Source organism: Syntrophorhabdus sp. (assembly GCA_012719415.1).
Classification (GTDB): Bacteria; Desulfobacterota; Syntrophorhabdia; order Syntrophorhabdales; family Syntrophorhabdaceae; genus Delta-02.
In genome coordinates this window covers 1-22,936 of record JAAYAK010000117.1, presented here as the reverse complement: position 1 = coordinate 22,936, position 22,936 = coordinate 1, and the positions used below count along the sequence as shown (strand labels likewise).

Sequence of the window (22,936 nt, the reverse complement as noted above, 5' to 3'; positions counted from 1 at the left end):
CCGACGAATTCCTTCGATACGGAGAGTTTCCGGTCCGTTGGCTGCACATTTCTGACAAGGTCGACCTTGAAGGTCTCGTCCATGATGTCCGTCCCGACTCCTCAGTTCATCTCTATGCTCTCGATGTCCTTTCTTTCCGGTGACGAGAATATCTTCTTCAATTCGAGAAGGATGAGCAGGCGGTCGTCGAGCTTGCCCACACCCTCTATGTATTCCGATTCTATGCCCGCGACCATGGAAGGGGGCGGTTCTATGGTGTTTGCCGGGATCCTCAGGACCTCGGAGACGGAATCGACGATGAACCCCAGCACCAGGCCTTCGAGCTCGACGACGATTATCCGCGTCGATTTGTCATAGGGCTGCTCCCGGAAACCGAGACGCTTGCGCAGATCGACGATGGGGATGATCTTTCCCCTGAGGTTTATCACGCCCTCTATAAAGGCTGGAGCGTTGGGGATCTTCGTGATGTTCATCATCTTGTTGATCTCCTGGACCTTCAGGATATCGACCCCGAACTCTTCCGTTCCGAGTTTGAATGTCACGAGCTGTAGTATTGTTCCCTCATTCATCAGGATCCTCCTCTTTTCTCTATAATCGGAAGTTCCTCTCCCGACTTAAGTCATTAGCAAATTGTATGCCCAATCTTATGGATACTACAACCAACAGGCACAGTCAACCCTCCTGTACATTTTTTCCTTTGCCCGTCGCCGACCCCTTTAGTCAGCGGGATTCCAGTCGATAAAATATGTAAAGGCAACGTGAGAACGATGAAAAGGAACCCAACCGAAAGCGGTGCCACGAAACCGCAGGATGAGCCAGGCCAGGGCGTTGAGGTCCATATCGGCCGGCAGCCGATCCTGAACAGGGCCAGGAAGATATTCGGCTACGAGCTCCTCTTTCGGAGCGGGAGGACCAACGCGGCCGGCGTTACCGACAACGTCCACGCGACGGCCAGCGTCATGGTCAACACGCTCAACAACATCGGCATCTCCCGGCTCATCGGAGACAAGGTGGGATTCATCAATGTCGATGACCGGGTCCTCGACAGCGGCATCGTCGAGCTTCTACCGAGCAGGATGACCGTCCTCGAGCTTCTGGAGACGGTGAAGGTGGACAAAAGGGTTCTCGCCCTTTGCGCTCAGGCGAGAAGGAACGGCTACCAGTTCGCCCTCGACGACGTCGTCTCCTATGACGGCGCCCCCGAAGACATGTTCCGCATCGCCTCTTACGTGAAAGTGGACCTCATGGGTACCGACAGAGAGCAACTCCCGGAACTCGTGAGGAAACTGAAGAGGCACAACCTCAAGCTCCTTGCCGAGAAGGTGGAGACCCAGGAGGAGTTCGAGTTGTGCCGCGACCTCGGCTTTGATTACTTCCAGGGTTACTTCTTCGAAAAACCGTCGATAATATCGGCGAGGTCCATTTCTCCGACACAGCTGGTGCTCCTCGACCTTTCAAGGATCCTCGCCAGGGAGGAGGAGTTCTTCGTCATCGAGGGTCTCTTCAGGAAGAACCCCGAGCTTCACATCAAGCTTCTCCAGTTCATGAATTCGGCGGCCTTCTACACGGCCAACAAGATAAACTCCATCGGCCAGGCGATATCTCTCCTGGGATACCGCAATCTTCAGAAGTGGGTAACCCTGCTCCTCTTCGCCGGCGAGGGATACGACACGCGGTCGGCCCCCCTGTTCGAGCGGGCCGTGATCCGGGGCAGGATCATGGAGCTCCTCGCCTCCCGCATAACCCGCGACACCTCCGCCGCCGACAGGGCATTCATCACCGGCGTCCTGTCTCTCGTCGACGCCCTCTTCCAGGCACCCCTGGAGAGCATCCTCACCGACTTCAACCTTTCCGAGGAGATAAACGGGGCCCTCCTCAACCACGACGGCGTCCTCGGCAAACTCGTTTCAGTGATAGAGACCCTGGAGCAGGAGAACTATGACGAGATGGAAACCCACCTCAGAGACGTCAACATGACATCCACGGACCTCTACATCATCGAGAACAACGCGATAATCGAATACGAATCGATGAGCGGAATGTAAGAATAACCGTTAGAGCCGTTAGAGCCGTTAGAAAAACCCCTGATGCCTTCCGGCTATCAGGGGCTTCGGTCTTTTTCGGTTCTAACGGTTCTAACGGCTTAAACGGTTCTAACCATCTTTTCCCACCGTCTTTTCAGTTCCTCATCTGTATCTGCTGGGCCTGGACCTGGGCGGTGGCCCTTCTGTGCATGGTGTAGTTGAGGATGACCGAGGGGATGTCGAGGATGAGGATCACCTTACCGTCGCCCCGTATCGTCGCGCCGCTTATCCCCTTGATGTCCTTGAGGAATTCTCCCAGGGGCTTGATGACCACCTCTTCCTGGCCGATGACGGAGTTGACCTTGATGCCGATCGTCTTCTCGCCGATCGAGCAGATCACCACGTACCCGCTGCCGTCCTCCGGGCCTTGCATGAGGAAGGCCTTGCTGAGGTCCACAATGGGGATAACGGTGTTGCGCAGGACAAGGACCTCGTTCTTGTCCACCGTCTTGATGAGCCCTTCCTTGAGCTTGACAAGCTCGGTGACGGTGTTGAGGGGTATGGCAAAGAGCTCTTCCGCCACTTTCACGATCAGCGCCCTCATGATGGCAAGGGTCAGGGGGAGCTTGATGGTGAGCTTCGTCCATTTTCCTTCCTCGGAATCGATGTGCGCCTGTCCGTTCATCTTCTCGATGTTCGTCCTGACGACATCCATTCCGACGCCGCGGCCGGAGACCTTGCTTATCTTCTGCGCCGTGCTGAGGCCCGGTATGAAGATGAGGTTCATCGCTTCCTTCGGGGACAGACTTGCCAGCTCCGCCTCGTTCATGAGCCCCTTTTCTTTCACCTTGTCCTTCACCGCCTGGATGTTGATGCCCTTCCCGTCGTCGTACACCTCGATGATGACGTGGTTGCCCTCGTTGTAGGCCCTGATGGAAAGAAGGCCCTTGGCCCGTTTCCCATTCGCCGTGCGCTCTTCGGGCAGCTCGATGCCGTGGTCGACGGAATTCCGTATGATATGGATGAGAGGGTCTGTGAGCGCCTCTATGAGAGAGCGGTCAAGCTCCGTCTCCTCGCCTTCGACCTTGAGCTCGATATCCTTTCCGAACTCCGAACAAAGGTCTCTCACCATTCTGGGGATCTTGTTGAAGACCTTGCTGACGGGCACCAGCCTCGCCCTCATGACGGAAAGCTGGAGCTCGTTGGTGATGACCTCTATGTAATTCGTTATATCCGTCAGGTTGTCGAAGACGGCCTCACTCTCCTCGCCCTTCTTCGCCATGCTGTTGACGAGGATGAGCCTGTTCTTCCCGAGGACAAGCTCACCGACGAGGTTCATCAGCTCGTCGAGCTTCTTGACATCGATCCTGATCGACTGTTCCTCCGTCTTGGGGGCCTTCTGTTTCACCAGCGCCTTGTTGAGCTGGGTCTCGGTGATGTACTTCTCCTCGACGGCGATCTCACCGACCTTCTTGTCCTTCTCCGTCTCCTGTTTCTTGAGGACATCCTCAAGCTCGGATTCCGTGATGATCTTCTCCTCCACGAGGATCTCGCCGATCTTCTTCGTCTCCTCGGGCTGAGGCGCCGCGCCCTTCTTCGCGGGATCGAGGAGGTCCGTGAGCTTCACGATGACGGCGGACGCGTCCTGGTTCTCGCTTCCCTGGTCCCTGATGTCCTCTATCATCAGCTTCATGAGGTCGAAGGACTCGAGGAGGATGTCGGCAACGGCCTGGTCCGTGGCCATCTCGCCTTTGCGGATGACCCCGAGGACATCCTCGGCCTTGTGGGCAAGCTGGGACAGGGCGTTGAACCCCAGGAAGCTCGAGGTCCCCTTTATGGTGTGGACGGCCCGGAAGATGCTGTTCACGACCTCCTCGTCCTGGCTCTGCTCGATCACGACAATGTCCTGGATGACATTGTCCATGAGTTCACTCGACTCGGCTATGAACTCATCGATGATTTCCTGCATCTCATCTCTCTGGAGAGCTTGATCATCCATTGTATTCCTCCTCGTCCTGCATAAGGCTTTCCACCTTGTACAGGAGAAAATTTGGTTGCACCGGCTTGTTGAGGAACATGTTGACACCTGCGTCAAGAGCATCCTTCTTGAGCTTGTCGTCCTTCGTCGTGGTGAGCATGATGACGGGCGTGTCCATGTAATAGTAGTTGTCCCGCAGGTTCTTCACGAACTCGATGCCGTCCATGTTGGGCATATTGAGGTCCACGATAACGAGATCGACCTGAACGTGGCTCAGCTTTTCCATGGCATCCATTCCGTCCTCGGCCTCGGCGATGATATAGTTCTTCCGCTTCAGGATATACGCCAGGAGCTTCCTGATCGTTGCCGAGTCATCCACGATGAGTATCGTCTTCATATTTCATCCTTTCTGATACGCTATGGTTCCGGGAAACACGAGCGGCTTGAAGGCCCGGGAGATGTTGTGAAGCGATTCCGCGTGACCGATCGTCAGGAATCCCTTTGGCTTCAGGCACTCGTACATATGGTCCACGACCTTCTTCTTCATCTTCTCGTCAAAGTAGATGAGAACGTTCCTGCAGAAGATGAAATCCATCTGCCGGTACAGCCTGTACGCATCGTCATCCATGAGGTTCATGAAGTCGATCTTAACGTTCTTTTTTACCGTTTCCTTCAGCTTATACATATTGTTCTCTTCTGTAAAATACTTTCTCTTGATCGCCTCATCGGTGTTGCGGACACTGTACTGGCTGAAAACGGCCTTCCGTGCCGATTCCAGGACCTTGCTCGATATGTCCGTGGCGATGATGGTGAAGGGAACGCTGACCCGATGGATCTCCGCCATCTCCATGAGCATGATGGCGAGCGTGTATGCCTCCTCACCCGTGGAACAGGCCGCGCTCCATATGCGGATGGGAGAGCTCTGGCTCGTGCCGTTCATGTAGGCTTTCTGCACGATGATCTTGAAGGCGTCGAGCTGCGGCGGGTTGCGGAAGAAACTCGTTTCGTTGGTCGTGACCACGTCGTAGAGCCTGGCGAGCTCATTCCTTGCCTTGTCGGCGCCGTATTTCAAATGGTAGTAATAGTCTTCGAAGGAACCGAGACCCAGCTCGCTCAACCTGTTCGTCAACCTGCTCTCAAGGAGATAGGTCTTCGTTTCGGCGAAGTATATGCCCGTTTTCTCATAGATGAAGTCTCTCAGGACGGTAAATTCTTCTCTGGTCATGGCCGGTTCCTATGCGTTCTGCGTTCTGCTGACAACCATCTCCGCCGCGGACCTGATATCGTCGTTGCTGCTTATGAGATATGGCCGTATGTGGTCCACCGCGCGTTCGTCGTTGAGGTCGGCCAGCGCCCGAATACACCCTATCGTGATGAGACCGTTGTCGTCCCCGAGGCCCTTCACGAAGATATCGAAAAGGGCCGGGTCTTCGAAAGCCCCAAGCGCGGACAGCGCGTAGTACCGCGTCCACATCCCCCTGCTTTCGTCCGTAAAGATCCCGACAAGCCTCTCCTTGAAACGTTTCAGTCTCTTGTCCTTGACGACCTTGAGCACCTCGTGGGGTATCTCGTCTCCCATGAGCGTGTCCTCAAGGAGCTCCATGTAGTTCTCGTCGTCGACGAAACCTCCGAGAACGCCGATGGTGCTTCTGCGCACACCTTCATCCTCATCTTTCAGGAGCCGGGTGATGAACGGCAGGTTCCTCTGTCCGTCGATGAGACCTGTGGAGGCAAGATACACCTTCTTGTCGTCCACCGATCCCCCGTTGACGAAATCCGCGATCATCTCGACAGCCATGGCGGGGTCGAGCCGGATCAGGGCCCTCAACGCCTTGACCCTCACGTCGTGGAAGTCCTCCCTGAGGATGCGGACGATGTCCTCCTTGAGGTTCGTGAGCTTGAGATTGCCCACGGCATCCACCGCGAAGCCCTTGATATGGCCGTCGGTGTCCTTCAGGGCCTCCTTGATGATGGAACACCCGCTTCCTTCCACAACCGCCGGAACGTTCATCACGATCTCCCGCTTCACCTCCACGGGTGCCGTGAGGAAATGCCTGAGGAGCGCAGCCTCCCCGACCTTTACACCCGTCATCCGGCAGGCCCTGACGAGGGGCAGGAGGTTCGCCTCGTCACGCTCCATGTACCGGCCGGCCTCGGCCGCCCATATCTCACTTAAGGAAGCGAAAAGCTCGAGCACCGTTCCATAGTTCTCGTCGTCGGGATCCATCCCCTTGAGGATGTCAAGAACGACCCCGCAGGTCTCGGGGATCCTGAAGTGGGTAAGCATGCGCACGATCTCGACGGGACGGTCCCTCCTTTCGGCGGCGCTTCCGAGCAAATGCTCATAGAGCTCGTCCCCTATCTTCTCCTTGAGCCTCTCAAAGGTCTCCTCGTCACCCTTCTCGAGGATGATCCTGAGGTAGACGCTTCTCTTCTCCCTGTCCCATCCTTTGATCACATCGAACAGCTCGTCGAGCACGGCATGGTCACCGTATTCCACCAGGACCTCGCAGGCAACACCGGAAAGCTCTTCGCCGCTGTCCCTGAAGAACTCAAGGATCCGGGGAACGGCCTTCGGGCTCTTCGTCCTCCCCAGGCTCAGGATGGCGGAGAAGGCTATCCATTCCTCGTCCTTGAGGGCGTCAAGAAGGGCCATGACGGCCCGGTCATCATCGAACTCACCGAGCGCCATGCACGCGGCGTTCCTCACGTTGTCCACGTCATCACGGGACTTCTTCACGATGAACGGTACGGAGCGCGGGTCCCTGAGGAAGGACAGGACCTCCAGGGCATAGACCCGTATATCCTCGTTCTCGTCTTCGAGCATCGAGATGACCCCGTCGAGATGAATGCTGCCGATACTCTTCAGAACATCGAGGACGGCCATCCTGACAGGTGTGTTCTTCTCCTGGAGAAGGGGGATCACACGTTCCACCACCTCTTTTCCAGGCGATCCGACCAGCGCTTCAATGGCCTTTCCCTTCTCGAAATTGTCACCGTCCCTGAGAAGGGTTATGAAGCGTTCCAGTTCCTCACCGCCAAGACCCTCCATGCGATCATCCTCTCTTTCCCGCGTTCTCATAGCACCCTCATGATCTCTTCCGATATTTTATCGATGGGGAGCACCGCGTCGGCCAGATTCGCCGAGATCACCGCCCTCGGCATTCCGAAGACAACACAGGTCTCTTCGTCCTGGGCCACGATGTACCCACCCCTCGCCTTCATCTCCTTCATGCCCTGAAGCCCGTCGTTGCCCATGCCGGTCAGGATGACGCCGAAAGACTGCCTCTCGAAGGCTTCCGCCGTGGTGCTCATGAGAAGGTCGACGGAAGGCCGATAGATGTACTGTGTCCCGTCCGTGAACTGAACAAAGGCGCTTCTGCCCTTTCTCCTCACCGCCATATGGGTGTTCCCGGGAGCGATGTAGGCGATGCCCGCCCGCAGCGTCTCCCCATCCTCCGCTTCCTTCACCTGCAGCTGCGACACGGCGTCAAGCCTCTGGGAAAAGGACTGTGTGAAGATCTTGGGCATGTGCTGGGCAATGACGATGGGGACCGGGAAGGCACGGGGAAGCCTCGTCAGGATATGCTGCAGGGCCGGCGGCCCGCCCGTGGAGGCTCCTATGGCAAGGACCTCATGACGGACCTTCTGGTCCGGGCTGATCACGACGGCGGTCTTCGGCTTGATGTCCAGCTTGCGAAGGAGGAATCTGACCTTGTTCTTTGCCACATTCTTCACCTTCGTGATCACTTCCGCCTCTTTCGAGGAGAAGGCATTGCCCACATTGGTGAAATCCTTCGTGACAAAATCACAGGCGCCGAGCTGCAGGGCCTCCATGGTGATCTCGGCACCTTCCCTGGTCAGGGCGCTCATGATGATCACCGGCACGGGGTCCTTCTCCATGATCCTCTTCAGGGCCTCGATGCCGTTCATGACAGGCATCTCCACATCCATGGTGATGACGTCGGGTTTGAGGGATTCCACCTTTTCGAGGGCATCCCTGCCGTCAACGGCAGTGCCCACGACCTCGATGGCCCTGTCCTTCGACAGCATCCTCGATATCGTCTTGCGCATCACCAGTGAATCGTCAACTACCAGTACCTTGATCATCCCCTGCATCTCCCGGGCAGGACAGGAGCCCTCTCGCGTTCTTCATCAGGGCGTACACCCCCTCGAAGAGGTCCAGTTCCTGCGAAAGCGTCACTTCAAGCCCCGTCTCCTCGACAAGGGGAATGAAGTATTTGTTATTATTAATAAATTCATCGAGACTGGCGAAATTATCGCTCAGATCGACCTTTTTTGCAAATCTATTTCCCACATCGATCAGCTTTGCGTTCCACACGTTCCCGGCGGCCCTCAGGGGGGCGTGGTGGTGCATGACCCCGTCGGTCACCGCCTGGGGTATGTTCCACATGGTCAAAAGACAGGCCCCTATCATCCCGTGGTCACAGGAAAGAACGGCCTCCTCCGCCTCTGTCCATGTCCTGCCCTCGTTTATCACGAGAGCTCTCATCACCATCCATTCCTCGCTGAAGTACCGGAATATGACGATGGCCCCGATATCGTGCATGAGACCGCCTATGTATACGGCGTGTTCATCTCCCGCGTGGAGGGTGCGGCTTATGACCTTGGACGTTATACCGCAGATCATGGAATGCCGTATGAACTTCTCCCTGTCGAGACCGCCCTCACCTCCCATCATCGAGAGAAAGGGCATGTGGAGGATGATCTGGGAAAGCTGCTCCAGCCCGACGATGGCTATGGCATGCTCGATGGACGCGATCCTGCGGAAATTCCGCGTCCCGAAGTAGGCGGTGTTGGCAAGGCGCAGGACCTCGCCTGCCATGGACGGGTCCATCGTTCTCGCGAGGTCCGCGGCGGAGCTCATCGGGTCCTCGATGACGCGCATGACCTCGGCCATGACCGCCGGAAAGGTGGGCAAAACGTCTATCTTCCTGAGTCTCTTCAGAATCTCTTCGCGTTCCATAATCGTCAGACATATTATCGGTAGCCCGCCTGAATCCTTTAATTGCGAAGGTATTTCTTCATGGACACCCTGAGGTTCAGGATCGCCTGGGAATGGATCTGGCAGACCCGGGCCTCGGTGATGGAGAGGACGCGTGCTATCTCCTTCATGTTCAGGTCCTCGTGGTAGTAGAGGCTCAGGACATAGCGCTGCCTCTCCGGCAGCTTGTCGAATTCGCCGGCCATTATGCGTTCCAACTCCAGGACCTCGGCACACTTCTCCGGGTCGTCGCCCTCTTCCGTCACGTAGCGCATTATCCTGTCGCGGTCTTCTCCCAGGAGCTCGTGGAGGTCCTCTATGCTGAGAACAGAGAGGTTCCCGTAATTCTTGAGCATCTTGAAGTAATCGTCGAGGTCCATCCCCAGCGCCTCGGCCACCTCTTCTTCCTTCGGCAGCCTTCCCAGCTTGTTCTCCAGTTTCCGCACGACCTCGTTTATCTTCTTGGACTTCGACCGGGCGCTTCTCGGAAACCAGTCGCGGGAACGCAGTTCGTCGATCATGGCGCCCCGTATCCTGAGGTAGGCAAAGGTGTTGAGCTTGGCGCCCTTCGTGGCGTCGAACTTCTCCATCGCCTCAAGGAGTCCCACTATCCCCGCGGAAATGAGGTCCTCTATGATCTCGTCATCCTCGTATCGCCGGGACACCTTGTAAGCAAGGTGCTTGATGATGGGAATGAATTCGTCGATGGTCCTTTCACGTTCGTCTCTGAATGTCTTTGCGTATCCTTTTTTCCATGTCATCATGACACCAACCTGTCACAGATTTTTGCAAGCGCCCGCGTCGCGACAGCATCGGGAAAATGCTCCGCCCAGAGCCTCTGCTTTCTTGTTGCGATGCTCACATGCTGATCGAGAGGTATGTAACCGAAGTAATTGAGGTATACATCGAGAAACCTGTCGGTGACGCCGACAACCTTCCTGAACAGTTCGAGGGCCTCTTTCTCTTCCCTCACCATGTTGACCACGATATTGAAGTCCTTCCTGCCCGTCTTCGTGCTCAACACCTTCACCATCGCGTAGGAATCGGTGATGCTTGCCGGGTCCGGCGTGACCACGACGAGGATGTCGTGGCTCATGGCGTTGAAATAGACGACGTTGGAGGAGATCCCCGCGGAGGTGTCGACGAGGAGGAAATCATGCCGCGGCAGGGTGCCGAGGGAGCTCATGAGGATCGTCCTTCCCTCCTCATCGAGCTGAGAGAACTCGCTCACCCCGGAGGTGGCCGGTATGATCTTTATCCCGCAGGGCCCTTCGAGGATGACCTCGCCTATTTCGCGGGTTCCCTCGATGACATCGCGCACGTTGAATTTCGGGACCATGCCGAACATGATGTCGATGTTTCCCAGCGACAGGTCCGCATCGAGAATGAAGGTGGACCTCTTCATTTTCCCGAGAAGATAGGCCATGTTCGACGCTATCGAGGATTTGCCCACTCCGCCCTTGCCGCTCGTGATCGCGATCGTTCTGCTTCCGTTTCCTACCATGCCTTCCCCTCTATGAGTATTCTGCCGAATGTTTCAAGGTCGGGGATGACGATGTCCCCCAGACCGGCCCCCTTCGTCAGCGCGGCGATGGGCCGCGAGAGCCTCAGGATGCTGTTGCACAGGTGGCCCAGGCGCTCTTCCTCGTCAAGCTTGGTGAAGATGAGCCCGGCTATGGCCGTCCCGTCCATGATGTTGAGGTAGTGCTCCATCGTCTCATCCCTCGTTCCCGCCGGGAAGACGACGATCTTCTTCAATTCCTTGAAGTTGTCCACAACCTCTCCCTGGTAGGTCAGGTGGCCCGTTACATCTATGAGCTTCTTGCCGCTCCCCTCATGTGCCTTGCGCCGAAGATCATCGATGCTCGCCGCGAACTGGAAGGGGATGGCCGTTTGCTCGGAAAAGACGCGGAGTTCCTCATAGGTGCCTCTTCTGACCGGATCGAATGCGATGATGGACGGATGAAGGTCCCGTTCGTCCATGAGCCGGGCCAGCTTCTTCGCGGTCTCCGTCTTTCCCGACCCGGCGGGACCGATGATAAGGAGTGGCTCCTCCGCCGCCATGATGTCACACAGGGAAATGTGTTTGCCCAGCTTCGCCTTCGTAAAGAAGAGGGCCTTGGTGCTGTTCTCCGCTATTGACCCTATCTCCGCGAACACCTCGGAAAGAAGGGACATGGTGACGTGCCTGTCGAGGCCCGCCCTCACCAGTCTGTCATGGAGGATCTTGAGCGGCATGGGATAGGCCTTGAGCCTGTCGAGGAGCATGTCCGTCTCGATGGACACGAGGCGTTCCGTGAGATACCGTGCCGCGTCGCTCCAGATGGCCTCCGTCTTCTTCCTGATCTCCCCGAGGTCGGTCTCCACGGTGGCTGCCGGGTCGTTCTCCACCGCTATGGATATCTCGCATCCCTTCTTCGTCCAGCCGTTGCCGTTGTGGCTGTTCTGCTTGATATCCATGATGATGGTATCAGGGCCGAACTGCTCCTTGATCACATCCATGCCCTTACGGATATCGTCGAACGTATAGGTCTTAACCTTCATTGATCCTTATGACCCCCACTGATTGGATCCTTATCTGGGGCGGTATCTCGTTATGGGAGATAACGGTTATTCCCTGGATGTAACGGTCGAGGAACCTCCTCAGTCTTCCCCTCAGAAGGGGATGGACGAGGATAACGGGCTGGTAGCTCTGGAGCATGGCCTTCTTCGCCTCGGTGCCGATCTTCTCTATCAGCTTCTGGCTGAAACCGAGGTCGAGTGCCAGGACCGCCCCCTGGTCCGTCGGCTGTATGCTGCCAAGGAGCCTCTCCTCCAGCGTCTTCTCCAGGATGTGGATGTTGAGGATACCATCCACGAGGTAGGGCTTGAGGATGCTTCTCGCCATCTTCTGACGGACGTACTCGGTGATGGTGTCAGGGTCCTTCGTGGACGACGACGCGTCTGCCACCGCCTCGAGGATCGTTATGAGGTCCCGGATGGAGACCTGTTCGCGCAGAAGGTTCTGCAGCACCTTCTGGACAACACCCACGTTGACCTGATTCTGGGAGATCTCTTCGATCACCTTCTGGTGCGTCGGGGCGATGTTGTCGATGAGCTTCTGGGTCTCCTGCCTCGTCAGGAGCTCATGGGCGTTGTTCCTCACCAGCTCCGTCAGGTGCGTCGCGATCACCGTGGGATGATCGACAACGGTGAAGCCTTCCGATATGTAGGCATCGCGGTCCTTCTCGGCTATCCAGTAGGCATCGAGGTTGAAGACAGGTTCCTTCGTGGGGATGCCGTCCCCCGGTCTCTCCTTCCCCTCCGGCCCCATGGCGAGGAGGTTCCCCGAGATGAGGCTGCCCCGGCCCATCTCTATTCCCTTGAGCAGGACCACGTACTCCGATGCGCCGAGCTGCAGGTTGTCCCTGAGCTTCATGGGCGGGACCACGATGCCCAGCTCCACGGCTATCTGTTTTCGGATGGCCCGGATCTTGTCGAGGAGTTCACCGTTCTGTTCGGCGTCCACGATGGGTATGAGGCCGTAGCCGATCTCCACCTCCAGTATCTCGAGGGGCTGAATGAGCTCGGTCTTCTCCTTCGATTCTGCCGAAGCCTCGAGGACCGCGGGCAACTCCTCCTCCGGCGCCTTTTTCATGACGTGGCTCACCCCGTACGTGATGGAGGAGAGGATGAGAAAAGGCACGAGCGGTATGCCGGGGACCATGCCGATGGAGAGTATGACGAAGGAAGCAAGCACGAGCGCCCTGGGCTGAGTGAAGACCTGGGACACCACGTCGCTTCCCAGGTTGGATTCGCTCGCCGCCCGGGTCACGATAATGCCGGCCGCGGTTGACGTCAGCAGGGCCGGGATCTGGGCGACAAGCCCCTCGCCTATGGTCAGGATCGTGTAAACCGACAGGGCGTTGTTGATGTCCATTCCCTTTTGAACGACACCGATGACCAGGCCACCGATGATGTTCACGAAGATGATGATGATACCGGCGATGGCATCACCACGGACGAACTTGCTGGAACCGTCCATGGCGCCGTAGAAGTCGGCCTCCATCTCGACCCGTTCCCTGCGCTTGCGGGCCGTCGTATCATCGATGAGCCCGGCGTTGAGGTCGGCGTCAATGCTCATCTGCTTTCCCGGCATGGCGTCGAGAGTGAAGCGGGCTGCCACCTCGGCGACCCTTCCCGCACCTTTCGTTATAACGACGAAGTTGATGATCATGAGGATGAGGAAGACGACGGCGCCGACAACATAGTTCCCGCCGACGATGAAGGTGCCGAAACCCTTGATGATCTGTCCTGCCGCCGACGCGCCCTCGTCACCATGGACGAGGATGAGCCGCGTCGAGGCGATGTTCAGCGACAGCCGGAAGAGGGTCACTATGAGAAGCACGGAGGGAAAAACGGAGAAATCAAGGGGCCTCTTGATGTACATGGAGATGAAGAGGATGAGCAAAGAGACCGAGATGCTGAGCGACAGGAAGATATCGATGAAGAAGCTGTTCAAGGGCACGATCATTATCATGACCACAAAGACAACGCTCAGCGCTACGAGCATGTCGCTCTTGTTCTTCAGACCGGCTGCCATGGCACCCATTTACAGTGACCCCTTTCCCCTGCGTCGGAAGATCCCGGCGAGCAGCTCTGCCACGATGAGGTAGAACTTCTCGGGAATGAAATCGCCCACGTTCACCGCGTGATAGAGACCCTGCGCCAGCGGCCTGTTCTCGACAAGAGGCACGCGGCTCTCACCCGCCAGTTCCTTGATCCTCAAGGCCACGAACCCCGCGCCCTTGGCGACGACCTTCGGCGCCGGCATCTCATGGGCCCTGTACTTCAGGGCGACGGCGAAGTGCGTCGGGTTCGTCACGACCACGTCGGCCGTCTTCACGTCTTCCATCATCCTGCGCCGGGCCATCTCGCGCTGGAGGCTCCGTATCCTCCCCTTGACGAGCGGATTGCCCTCACGCTCCTTGTGCTCCTCCTTGACCTCCTGCATGCTCATCATCATCGACTTCCTGTAGTCCCACTTCTGATACGCGAAATCGAGAGCCGCCAGGAAGAGGAAGATTATGCCGATCTTCAGGGTCAGGGCGAAGGACGCCTCTCCGAGGAAGGCGACGATGGTGCCCGTGTCCTGTCCGGAAAGACCGAAGATGACGGGCATCTGGCTCATGATGAGATTGCGCGCCACGTAGATGAGAAGCACGATCTTGATGACCCCCTTGAGGAGTTCCACGATGGACCTCTTCGAGAAGAGGTTCTTCATTCCCTGCAGGGGATTCACCTTGCCAAGGTCCACCTTCAAAGCCTCGAAGCTCCACATGAACCCCGACTGGAGGACGCTGCCGGCAACACCGAGAACGAGCATGATCCCGAAGACGGGCACCACGATATACCACCATCTGACAAGGGCGAAGGAGAATATGTCGTACATGTTGCCGGGTCCCACGTCCATGTTGCTGTTCGTGGCAAAGTTCGCGTACACCCTGAACATCTCCTGGAAGCCCTTCGAGACCGTGAAGTACAGGAAAATGGTCGAGAAGAGGATCATCACGGAGGTGTTGACCTCCCGGGAGACCGCTATCTTACCCTTCTTGCGCGCGTCTTCCAGCCGTTTTTCGGTGGGCTGCTCGGTCTTTTCCTGAAAATTCTCCGACATATCCTATCCCATCATCCGGATGACCCGGATGAGATCCGTTTCCAGCCCCCGAAAGAGGGAGCTTATGTTCGGCACGATGTATCCCAGCGACATGCCCAGCATCAACACGGTTATGAGTATCTTCACGGGGATGGCATCGACGAAGATGTTCGCCTGCGGGATCATCCGCGAAAGCATCCCGAAGGCCAGTTCCACGAGAAAGAGTGTCACGATTATCGGGGCGCCTATCCTGAAGGCCGACCCGAAGATGCTCCCCGTCGCCTTGACGAGGAATCCCGCCAGGGAGGAATTGAGGGACATGGCTCCTATGGGCAGTTCCTGCAGACTGTAAGCTATGCCCTTGATGAGCATGTGGTGCGCGTCGATGACGAAGAACACGAGGAGCGCGATGAGGTTCTTGATCTGCTCCAGCAACGACACCTGCTGCTGGGAATAGGGGTCCATGAAGCGGGCAAAGCCGAGACCGGCCTGGAGTGATATGATCTCGCCCGACATGCTCGCCGAGACAAAGACGAGACGGACGACAAACCCGATCGTAGCCCCGATGAACACTTCCTTCGCGCAGAGGACAAAGAGAAGGAAGGAGTCCTGCTGCACGGTCGCGGGTGCCTTCACGAGATCGTAGAGAAGATAGGCGATCATGAGGGAAAGCCCGCCCTTGAACAGTGCGGAGACGGACCGGGACGCGAAGAGCGGTATCATGAACAGCACCGCCGCCACGCGGAAGAAGACGAGGAGGAATCTCTGTATCTCGAATGTTATGGCTATCTCCGTCATCTATCTCACGTACAGTGGTATGTTGCTGATGAGATTCGCCGTGAAGGAAATGGCGAAATTCATCATCCAGGGAAAGAGGACTATGAGGCAGACCGAGATGACAAGGATCTTCGGCACGAAGACGAGGGTCATCTCGTGGATCTGCGTGGCCGCCTGAAAGATGCTGATGATGAGGCCCACCGCTATGGACGCCACGAGAAGGGGCGACATGAGGACGAGCGTCGATTTGAGAAAGTCTCTGAATATCTGGACAACTAGGTCCTGGCTCATTTTCCGTCTCCTATTGAAAACCTTTGATGATCGACCCCACGAGGAGGTTCCACCCGTCCACAAGAACGAAGAGCATGACTTTGAAGGGCAAAGATATGAAAATGGGCGGCAGCATCATCATCCCCGCCGACAGAAGAACGCTGGCTACGACCATATCTATCATGAGAAAGGGTATGTAGAGGAGGAACCCTATCTGGAAGGCCCTCTTGAGCTCGCTTATGGCGAAGGCGGGAACGATGACCTTGAGAGGCAGGTCCTTCGGACCCTCCGGTCTCTTCAGGTTGGCAATGTTCATGAAGAGCGCCAGGTCCTTTTCCTTCGTGTACTTGAGCATGAAGGTGCCCAATTCCTTCGTGGACTTGTCCATGAACTCCTCGAAGCCGATCCTGTTGGCGAGATAGGGCTTCAGGGCCGCCTCGTTGACCTTGTCGTAGGTGGGCGCCATGACGAAAAGGGTCAGGAAGAGGGAAAGACCGATCACAACCTGGTTCGGGGGAAGCTGCTGTATTCCCATGGCCTGCCGGAGAAAGGACAGGACGATGACGATCCGCGTGAAGGAGCTCATGAGAAGAAGGATGGCCGGTGCGAAGGCAAGCACCGTCAGGACGATGACGATGTTGATGAGGTTGCGTCCGCCATCGGCGCCGACCAGGGAGTTCAGGATATTGACGGACCCGGCGCTCTTATCGGCCTTCGCCGAGGCGACGGCAGGCAGCGCGACGAGTGAAAGAAGGAGGCATATGATCACGAGGTACTTCACGAATTCTCCCCCTCCTTGCGCCACTTCGCCAGGAGCGACATCTCCTTGTCCCCGGATCCGACGACGAGGACGTAGTCCCTGACCTCGACGACGGATATGAACTTCCGCGGCGCGAGGTAGATGGTGTCCACTTTCCTGAGCCCGTAATTCGCCCCACCCTTCGGCCTGAGCTTGAGGTTCAGTTTCCCGGCGTACCTCGACAGGAGGTAGATGCCGGCGATCATCCCCGCCATGATGAGGATGACCTTGATTATGCCGAGATATGTGTCCATCAACCAAGCTCCTGAACGCGTTCCTTGGGGGTAAGGATCTCCATGATCCGCACTCCGAGCCGCTCGTTCACGAGGACTATCTCGCCCTTGCCGAGCAGCTTGTCGTTGACGTAGATATCGACGGACTCACCGGCTATCCTGTTGAGCTCGATGATGGAACCCTTGGAGAGGGCCAGAAGCTCGCCTATCGTGAGCTTCGTCCTTCCTATCTCGACGGAGATGTCCACAGAGATGTCGAGAAGGCTGTCGATGTTCATCTCGAACTTCTTTGTGCCGCCGTTGGTGCCGACCACCGGCGCCTCGTTCACGGCTGTTTCATTCAACAGATCTTCCATTGTTCCTCCCCGGTCCTCACACCCCGGCGGGGTGACGGACCGCCACACATGCCCCTCTTATCACTGTCACTGAACGACCTCATCCACTCTGACCGCCTTGCTGCCTTTGAAGACACCCATCTTTCCGCGGAACTTCGTCTTCCTGTGGATCTCCACGTCGATAGCATCGTTCACGTAACGGTCGACCATGATGACATTTCCCGCTCCCAGCGACGCGAATTCGTGGAGGGACATTTTCTTCCTTCCCAGTATGGCCCGCGCCTCGACGGGTACGTCCATGATGCGATCCCGCATCTTCGCCAGCCATTTTTCGCGCATTTCCATGTCCTCACGGGACGGGGTGGAAACGAGATAACCTTTTATGCTTTCCAGGACGCCATAGGGCATGCAGATCTTCATCCAGCTGGCTATGTCCCCGATCTCGATGGTGAACTCGTTGAGGTTCACCGTTTCCTCCTTGGCCACCATGGTGATGTAGTTGGGGTTGATCTCGGAACGGGAATACTTGCAGTGTATAGCGTAGACGGGTTCCCAGGCCTTTTCCATCTCGGACGAAACGAGGTCGATGAGCTTCCTGATGACATTGAACTCGATCTTCGTGAACTCCCTGCCTTCTATCCTGGCGGGAGATATCGTGGCACTTCCGAAAACCGTCTCGAGGACGGAGAAGATCAGCTTCGCATCGAAAATGACGATAAAGAACCCGTTGAGGTTCTCCGTCACGACGATGTTCATGTTCGTCGGCAGGGGAAGGGTCTTTATGAACTCGCTGTACTCGACGTACTGTGCGGGAGCGGGACCCACCTCGATCTCGCGTTCCATGAACAGGGAGAGGGCCGAGCGGAAGGATTTCGAGAACCTGTCGTATATGAACTCCAGCGCGGGCAGCCTTTCCTTCTTGCCCTTGGTGAAACGGATGAAATCGAAATCCGTCACCTGCTTCTCTGCGGCTTCCTGATGCTGCTCCTCGGGGGCCGCGGTCTCCGTCAGGATCTCGCCGTCCGATATCCCTCCAAGCAACGCATCGATCTCAGCCTGTGAAAGGACCTGATCCATCAGTACCTCACTGGATTATGATGTCCGTGATATACACGGCCTTCAGCCCGTCGTCCCCGGGGAACACGGCCTTCAGGCTGGCATGGACCTCTTTTTTGATGGTCTCCCGCTGGTTGACGTCCATGAGGACCTCCGCCGCCTTCGTGCCGAATATGGAGAGGATCCTGTCACGGATGACGGGTATCATCTTCTTCGCCTCTTCCATGGCCTTGACGTCCTTGACCTCTATACCCAGGGTCACCTTCGCGTACCGGGACTGGTTCCCGGTCAGGTTGAAGACGAAGGGGTCGAGTTGCAGGATGGGTCCCACGGCCTCTTTCTTCACAGCCGCCGCCTGGGCCGCTCCGGGCTGCTTGCCGAGGTATCTGGCCACTATCTTTTTTCCGAACATGAAGTAGCCGCCGGCACCTCCGGCAATGATAAGAACGAAGACGATGATGAGGATGAGCTTGAATTTTCCCTTCTTCTTGGCGGGTTTCTCCTGCCCTTCCATTTGCTCCATTTCTGCGGCGTCCGCAGCTTCTCTTCTCTCTTCGGCCATAAGGATTCTCCTTGGCCAGAGGAAGAAGCAATAAGTGTGCCAACGGCCCAACGTATGGAACCTACAGGGTAAAAGCGATTCGACAGGCCTGATGACGACGAAACCGCGTCAGGGAATTGACAGAAAGAAGCCGTTCAAGAGTTCAAGAGTTCAAGAGGAAAGACCGTGGGAAGAGAGCTGTTGTCAACACAGTCACCGGGCAAGGCAATCCAAGTGTTAGAGGCAGAAGGATATCCGGATAAGGAAACGGGAGGTCAGATTTCTCCGACCCCCCGCATCACGTTTCTTTATTGTCTTTACTCTTGAACTCTTGAACTCTTGAACTTTTGAACCTGTTTTACCGTTTGATATTCATGAGTTCCTGGAGGACCTCGTCCGTTGTCGTGATGACGCGGGAGTTCGCCTGGTAGCCCCTCTGGGCGATGATCATCTTGACGAACTCCGTCGCCAGGTCAACGTTCGACTGTTCGAGGGAGTTGGCGCTGATCTTGCCGAGGCCGCCCTCGCCAGGCGCGTTCGTGTAGGCGACGCCGGACTCTATCGTCTCCGAGTAAAGGTTGCTGCCTTCCTTCGTCAGGCCGTTGGGGTTGTTGAAGTTTGCCAGCGTGATCTGGTAGAGGTTCAGGATCTGGCCGTTCGAGTAGTGGCCAGAGATGGTACCCTCGGCGCTGACCGTCACGTTCTGAAGGACGCCCGGGGGATAGCCGTCCTGGGTCTGGAAGTTCGTCGTCGAGGCTATCGGGTACTGGGTCGTCGTCCCCCCGCCCGAGCCGGAGCCGAAGACGAGGTCGATCGCCTGCCCGGGGTTGGCACCCTGGGAGAAATCAAAGGAAACACTGTTCGCGTCGCCGCCGGAGGTCAGAGCGCCGTTATTGTTGAAGACAAGCGTGCCCCATCCGGCAAGGTCATTGGCGCCTGTTGACGAATCGGCCGCATCGAGGTGGGCCATCCATTCCCAGACGCTTGTCTGCGGGACTGTCGTCTCGTATGCCTTGCGGAAGTAGACCGTGACGACATGGGGCTGACCGAGGGAGTCATAGGCCGTAACGGAGGATGAGTAATTCGACGTCGTCGTCGGGTTGCGGGTCGCGCTCACATAGTCCGTGGAGAAACCCTGGAAGCCTATCGTTCTCGACGCTCCGTCCGTGAGAGCGGCATCCGTGGTTATGTCGAGGCCGGAACCGCCGATATTGGTGTATGTCGTCCCGGCATCGACGAGGGCGGTATATGTCACCGACGAGCCCGTCGCCGTGCCTGTCGGGTCCGTGAGGGCGCATACTATTTCCAGCGTCCCCTGAGTCGCGGGCGCGACGGGATCGTGATAGGTTATCGTGTAGGTACCTGCCCTCGGATACTTGCCTTCGCTCAAGGCCACACTCGTAACGCTGTTGTTCGCTACCCCGCTCAAGCTGCCCAGGGTACCTGCCACGTCGGCATCGGACTGGAGGTTCACGTTCATGCCTATGAACTCGGTGGCCCTCGGTTCGCTCGGGGCCTGGGATATGATGATGTCCGTGTCGACGCCGTAGGGGGCGTTGGTGGTCCGGTCTATCTGCCTTCCCTGGAGGATCTCGCCCGCGGGGTTTGTCATGTAGCCGTCGGCGTCAAAACGGAACTGGCCGGCCCTCGTGTAGTAGTTGGTCTGGCTCTCCTCGGACCGCACGATGAAGAACCCCTTACCGCCGATGGCGAGGTCCGTGGACTCGCTGGTGCTTTCGAAGCTGCCCTGACCGAAAGTGGTGTCGACGGAACTGAGCGCCGTGCCCCTGCCGACCTGGCTCGAACCGGATGTCCCGCTGATCGACTGGTACAGGACATCCTCGAAGGTCGCCCTGCTCGCCTTGAACCCGACGGTGTTGACGTTGGCGATGTTGTTGCCCACCACGTTGATGGACGAACTGTTCGCTATGAGACCGCTTATGCCTGAAAAGAATGAGCTTAACATGGTATCTGCCTCCTCTTTAATTCTTTATCGTTGTCACCGAGCTGGCGGTGTACTGATCCCCGTTGCCTGCGACGAGAACCACGCTGCTGCCCGTACTTCTCACTCCCGTGATGACACGGTACGCCGTGGTGGCGCAGTCCACCTTCGAACCGTCCTTCAGGGCGTAGGCCGTCACGGTCACGGCGTCGGTGCCCTCGTTGGAGTACGTGAGAGACTCGCCTTTGTTCCTGGTCACGGTCTCCTCGGTGCCGGTGTTCGCGTTCGTGATGGTAAAGACCACCGAATCGTAATCAGCCGCCGGCGCTGCCTCGATCTCGTCGCCCTGCGAGAGCGTGTTGCCGTCCACGGCGATCTTCTTGCCGATCATGTCGATAAGGTTTCCCGTCTCGATCGTCGTCTCCAGGTCGGTCAGGGAATCATAGATGTTCTGGAGCCTCTCGACCTGCGTCAGCTGCGCGAGCTGGCTCATGAACTCGTTCGTCTCCATCGGATCCAGGGGGTCCTGGTACTTGAGCTGGGTCACGAGGAGGTTCATGAAGGAATCGGTATCGAGGAGCTCGGTGGTCGTCGTGGACCCCGCCGATGATGTCTTCCCCGTTGTATCCACTGTGTTTGTAACACTCGTAACAGACATGGTCCCTCCTTATGCCAGTGCCTCGAAAAAGGAGCCGAAATCCTCCCGCTCCGCTCCCTCACCTTCCGGGGAGTCCTTGTGCTGCTTCTCCTGCCTTCTCCCCTGTCCGTCCTGATCGATGTTGACGTGGATCGTTGTCTGGATGTTCCTCTCCTCCAGGGCCCGCGCTATGTCCTCTTTTTGCGACTGGAGGAAGTTCATCGTGCTTTCGCTCGCGGTCTTGACCTCGACGGTGACGGATGCTCCCTCGTCCCTCAAACCGACAAGGACCGTTTCGTTGTCACCGATCTTCAGCCTGACGGTCATATCCATGTTGACAGTCCTGCCGGCAAAGTGCTCGGTGAGCTTCTCTATCTTTTCCACCATCATCGAGCTGAAATCGTTCCTGGCAACGCCCTTCGTTTCTCCCGTCGCATGATGCGTGCCCTGACGGGAAACGTCGTTGTGCTGCATGACGGAGTTGTCGCCGCCGTCCTGATCTTCCCCTATCTGGGCTTCCATGGTTTCCTTGACGCGTATCACGATCTTCTCGGGCTCCCCGGCATCCTCATGGGCTTCCGGCGCGCGTGCCGCAAGGACGGCAGCGTCCTTCTTCCCCGCGTCGGGAGTTTCGGCCGCCGGCGCCGCAGGCTGTGTTTCCATCTCCTTCTTCATCGACGGGTCCGCCGCGGACGCCTTCTTTGCGGCCTTCACGATCTCAACCACGAACCCGGCTTCCTCGTTGTCCTCGGGGAGAGTTGCCTGAGGGGTCGACACCGCAGCCTCGGTCTTCATCGTCGAAATGTCGGGTCTTTCGGGCTTTTCCGCGGCGTTCGGCTCCTCGTTGACGGGAAGTCCCTTCTGCCCGGAGGCGACGGTGTCCGCATTACCGTCCTGTCCAGTCGGTACTGAAAGCTGGGAAAGAACCGATGCGAGGCATCCCATGAGGTCCGACACCCCTTTCATCTCTTTCTCCCGACCCTTCCCGCCGGCTTCGACGGCTTCGGTGTTCACCACGGAGGAATTCGTCAGCTCCACCTCATCGCCACCGGAGAGGATCTCGAGGATACCCTCAAGAAACTCCCTCACGGCGGCACGGTCGGCCTCGCTCATATCCGTCGCCTCGTCGGTGAAGACGGGTCCTCCCATCGCCGAGATGAGGGAAGAAACGAGGACCGGGATCTCCTCCGGATCCAGGCTCGCTGCAACGGGGCAAAGGGAGCTGTCCACCCCTTCCCCGCCTGCGGCCTTGCCGTCGTCCTTCGCGGTGCCCTCGGGCACCACGGACAACAACAGGTTCACGTTCCCGCCCATCCTCTGCGAAAGGATATCGAAGAAGGCATTCGTCTGGCCCTCGCTCGACGCCCCCGCCTGTGCCTGCGGAAAAAGCTGCTTCCCCAGTCCCATCAGATTCGAAAACAGGCAATTCAAAAGCTGGTTTTCCATGCCCACCCCTAAAACAAATTCCATGCCACGAAGCCCCACTTAATGATTTCGAGTGGTTACAAACCACCACCGCCGACGGCGCCCCCGCTTTCCGGGGAAATAATTTCCAGGAAGGGGAAATAATTTCCTACAAGGCAAAGGGAGGGTTCAAGGGTTCAAGGGTTCAAGGGTTCAAGGGTTCAAGGGTTCAAGGGTTCAAGGGTTCAAGGGTTCAAGGGTTCAAGGGTTCAAGGGTTCAAGGGTTCAAGGGTTCAAGGG

At 57.3% G+C, this 22,936-nt stretch carries 23 protein-coding genes; 1 reads left to right on the top strand and 22 read right to left on the bottom strand.

The genetic code is table 11. The features are described 5' to 3' along the window. Nucleotides 1-101 precede the first annotated feature (101 nt). Nucleotides 102-569 (bottom strand): chemotaxis protein CheW, encoded by a 468-nt coding sequence (locus GXX82_07230; GenBank protein ID NLT22822.1) that lies wholly within the window; start codon nucleotides 567-569, stop codon nucleotides 102-104. A 198-nt stretch (nucleotides 570-767) separates the two neighbouring features. Here GXX82_07230 and GXX82_07225 point away from each other — a divergent pair, with 198 nt between their 5' ends. Then, nucleotides 768-2,045, top strand: a complete 1,278-nt coding sequence (locus GXX82_07225; GenBank protein ID NLT22821.1) for an EAL domain-containing protein — start codon at nucleotides 768-770, stop codon at nucleotides 2,043-2,045. A gap of 133 nt (nucleotides 2,046-2,178) precedes the next feature. Here the strand turns inward: GXX82_07225 and GXX82_07220 are convergent, their stop codons facing one another. The 21 genes from GXX82_07220 to GXX82_07120 all read right to left on the bottom strand — a co-directional run bounded on the left by GXX82_07220 (nucleotide 2,179) and on the right by GXX82_07120 (nucleotide 22,702). Beyond that, entirely contained in the window at nucleotides 2,179-4,023 is a 1,845-nt protein-coding gene (locus tag GXX82_07220; protein ID NLT22820.1) for a chemotaxis protein CheA, read from the bottom strand. Continuing rightward, the gene (locus tag GXX82_07215; protein NLT22819.1) at nucleotides 4,016-4,399 is read right to left on the bottom strand and encodes a response regulator; all 384 of its coding nucleotides are present in this window, start codon (nucleotides 4,397-4,399) and stop codon (nucleotides 4,016-4,018) included. The genes GXX82_07220 and GXX82_07215 overlap by 8 nt, the downstream gene beginning before the upstream one ends. Before the next feature lie 3 nt (nucleotides 4,400-4,402). Next, nucleotides 4,403-5,227: a protein-glutamate O-methyltransferase CheR gene (locus GXX82_07210; protein ID NLT22818.1), complete on the bottom strand. Its 825-nt coding sequence runs from the start codon at nucleotides 5,225-5,227 to the stop codon at nucleotides 4,403-4,405. 9 nt (nucleotides 5,228-5,236) lie between these two features. Further along, nucleotides 5,237-7,084 (bottom strand): hypothetical protein, encoded by a 1,848-nt coding sequence (locus tag GXX82_07205; GenBank protein NLT22817.1) that lies wholly within the window; start codon nucleotides 7,082-7,084, stop codon nucleotides 5,237-5,239. After that, entirely contained in the window at nucleotides 7,081-8,112 is a 1,032-nt protein-coding gene (locus GXX82_07200) for a chemotaxis response regulator protein-glutamate methylesterase (GenBank protein NLT22816.1), read from the bottom strand. Before GXX82_07200 ends, GXX82_07205 begins: the two co-directional genes overlap by 4 nt. After that, nucleotides 8,090-8,989 (bottom strand): HDOD domain-containing protein, encoded by a 900-nt coding sequence (locus GXX82_07195; GenBank protein NLT22815.1) that lies wholly within the window; start codon nucleotides 8,987-8,989, stop codon nucleotides 8,090-8,092. The genes GXX82_07200 and GXX82_07195 overlap by 23 nt, the downstream gene beginning before the upstream one ends. Nucleotides 8,990-9,027: 38 nt before the next feature. Next, nucleotides 9,028-9,771, bottom strand: a complete 744-nt coding sequence (locus GXX82_07190) for a FliA/WhiG family RNA polymerase sigma factor (GenBank protein NLT22814.1) — start codon at nucleotides 9,769-9,771, stop codon at nucleotides 9,028-9,030. Further along, the gene (locus GXX82_07185; GenBank protein ID NLT22813.1) at nucleotides 9,768-10,511 is read right to left on the bottom strand and encodes a MinD/ParA family protein; all 744 of its coding nucleotides are present in this window, start codon (nucleotides 10,509-10,511) and stop codon (nucleotides 9,768-9,770) included. The genes GXX82_07190 and GXX82_07185 overlap by 4 nt, the downstream gene beginning before the upstream one ends. Then, the gene (locus GXX82_07180; GenBank protein ID NLT22812.1) at nucleotides 10,505-11,551 is read right to left on the bottom strand and encodes a hypothetical protein; all 1,047 of its coding nucleotides are present in this window, start codon (nucleotides 11,549-11,551) and stop codon (nucleotides 10,505-10,507) included. Before GXX82_07180 ends, GXX82_07185 begins: the two co-directional genes overlap by 7 nt. Then, nucleotides 11,541-13,598 (bottom strand): flagellar biosynthesis protein FlhA, encoded by a 2,058-nt coding sequence (flhA, locus tag GXX82_07175; protein NLT22811.1) that lies wholly within the window; start codon nucleotides 13,596-13,598, stop codon nucleotides 11,541-11,543. Before flhA ends, GXX82_07180 begins: the two co-directional genes overlap by 11 nt. Continuing rightward, nucleotides 13,599-14,663: a flagellar biosynthesis protein FlhB gene (flhB, locus tag GXX82_07170; protein ID NLT22810.1), complete on the bottom strand. Its 1,065-nt coding sequence runs from the start codon at nucleotides 14,661-14,663 to the stop codon at nucleotides 13,599-13,601. It abuts the gene before it with no gap. Nucleotides 14,664-14,666: 3 nt separating this feature from the next. Continuing rightward, nucleotides 14,667-15,440, bottom strand: a complete 774-nt coding sequence (gene fliR, locus GXX82_07165; protein NLT22809.1) for a flagellar biosynthetic protein FliR — start codon at nucleotides 15,438-15,440, stop codon at nucleotides 14,667-14,669. After that, nucleotides 15,441-15,710 carry a flagellar biosynthesis protein FliQ gene (gene fliQ / locus GXX82_07160; protein NLT22808.1) on the bottom strand — a complete coding sequence of 90 codons (270 nt, stop codon included), beginning with the start codon at nucleotides 15,708-15,710 and terminating at the stop codon, nucleotides 15,441-15,443. A gap of 10 nt (nucleotides 15,711-15,720) precedes the next feature. Further along, the gene (gene fliP, locus GXX82_07155) at nucleotides 15,721-16,470 is read right to left on the bottom strand and encodes a flagellar type III secretion system pore protein FliP (protein NLT22807.1); all 750 of its coding nucleotides are present in this window, start codon (nucleotides 16,468-16,470) and stop codon (nucleotides 15,721-15,723) included. After that, nucleotides 16,467-16,742 (bottom strand): flagellar biosynthetic protein FliO, encoded by a 276-nt coding sequence (locus GXX82_07150; protein NLT22806.1) that lies wholly within the window; start codon nucleotides 16,740-16,742, stop codon nucleotides 16,467-16,469. Before GXX82_07150 ends, fliP begins: the two co-directional genes overlap by 4 nt. Next, nucleotides 16,742-17,077 (bottom strand): flagellar motor switch protein FliN, encoded by a 336-nt coding sequence (gene fliN / locus GXX82_07145; GenBank protein ID NLT22805.1) that lies wholly within the window; start codon nucleotides 17,075-17,077, stop codon nucleotides 16,742-16,744. Before fliN ends, GXX82_07150 begins: the two co-directional genes overlap by 1 nt. 66 nt (nucleotides 17,078-17,143) lie before the next feature. After that, nucleotides 17,144-18,133, bottom strand: a complete 990-nt coding sequence (gene fliM, locus GXX82_07140) for a flagellar motor switch protein FliM (protein NLT22804.1) — start codon at nucleotides 18,131-18,133, stop codon at nucleotides 17,144-17,146. Between the two features lie 7 nt (nucleotides 18,134-18,140). Further along, entirely contained in the window at nucleotides 18,141-18,674 is a 534-nt protein-coding gene (locus GXX82_07135; protein ID NLT22803.1) for a flagellar basal body-associated FliL family protein, read from the bottom strand. 337 nt (nucleotides 18,675-19,011) lie between these two features. Then, on the bottom strand, nucleotides 19,012-20,619 hold the full coding sequence (locus tag GXX82_07130; GenBank protein NLT22802.1) for a flagellar hook protein FlgE: 1,608 nt from the start codon (nucleotides 20,617-20,619) through the stop codon (nucleotides 19,012-19,014). 16 nt (nucleotides 20,620-20,635) lie between these two features. Beyond that, nucleotides 20,636-21,253, bottom strand: a complete 618-nt coding sequence (locus GXX82_07125) for a hypothetical protein (GenBank protein ID NLT22801.1) — start codon at nucleotides 21,251-21,253, stop codon at nucleotides 20,636-20,638. Between the two features lie 9 nt (nucleotides 21,254-21,262). After that, nucleotides 21,263-22,702 carry a hypothetical protein gene (locus GXX82_07120; protein NLT22800.1) on the bottom strand — a complete coding sequence of 480 codons (1,440 nt, stop codon included), beginning with the start codon at nucleotides 22,700-22,702 and terminating at the stop codon, nucleotides 21,263-21,265. Nucleotides 22,703-22,936: the final 234 nt, after the last annotated feature.